Source organism: Pseudonocardia adelaidensis (genome assembly GCF_039543345.1).
In the GTDB taxonomy this organism is placed as follows: Bacteria; Actinomycetota; Actinomycetes; order Mycobacteriales; family Pseudonocardiaceae; genus Pseudonocardia; species Pseudonocardia adelaidensis.
The window spans coordinates 1-840 of the sequence record NZ_BAABJO010000092.1; the positions used below are offsets into that span (position 1 = coordinate 1).

General features: G+C 69.2%; 1 protein-coding gene. It reads left to right on the plus strand.

The genetic code is table 11. From position 1 onward, the window contains the following. The coding region (locus tag ABEA81_RS42340; RefSeq protein WP_345613713.1) for a helix-turn-helix transcriptional regulator at positions 1-840 on the plus strand (840 nt) is incomplete at both ends.

The window sequence follows — 840 nt, forward strand, 5'->3', positions numbered from 1 at the left end:
CGCAGCGTGAGTGGCGAGGCGCAACGTCGCCGCGAGCTGGGCGAGTTCCTCAAAGCCCGACGGCAGCAGATCGTGCGCTCCGAACTCGGGCTCCCCCCGACCGGCAGGAGAAGCGCCCTCGGGCTGCGCCGCGAGGAGATCTCCTACCTGTCCGGTGTGAGCATCACCTGGTACACCTGGCTCGAGCAGGGCCGACAGATCAAACCGTCCCGACAGGTCCTGGAAGCGATCGCACGCACCCTGCGCCTGTCCGTCACCGAACAGGCCTACATCCTCTCGCTCGCCGGGCACTCCGCCCCCGAACCCGCACCCGAGCCGCCCCCCCAAACAACCCTGTCCCACGTGCAGCGGCTGCTCGACGCGCTCGCACGCCACCCGGCGTACGCCATGGCCCCGGACTGGACGGTAGTGGGATGGAACGCCGCCTACGAGGCGCTCTACCCCAACGTAGCGACCGCCCCGCCAGCGGACCGGAACCTGCTCTGGCTCGTGTTCACCGATCCCCACCTGCGTGAGCTGATGGCCGACTGGGACGACACCAGCCGCCGCCTCCTCGCCCGGTTCCGAGCCCAGGCCGGCCCCCGGCTGGGCCACCCGTCCTTCTCCCGCGTGGTCAAACGACTTCTCGAGGCCAGCGAGGCATTCCGCACCGGCTGGGAAAACCACGACATCGAAGGATTCACCCCACGAGAGCGCCTGTTCCGCCACCCCGCCGTCGGCGACCTCCACATGGAGCAACACATACTCGCACCCTCGGACCACCCGGACCTACAGGTAGTGATCTACACACCCGTGCAGACCACCGACACCCCCGCACGACTGCGCCGGCTGGTCGACACC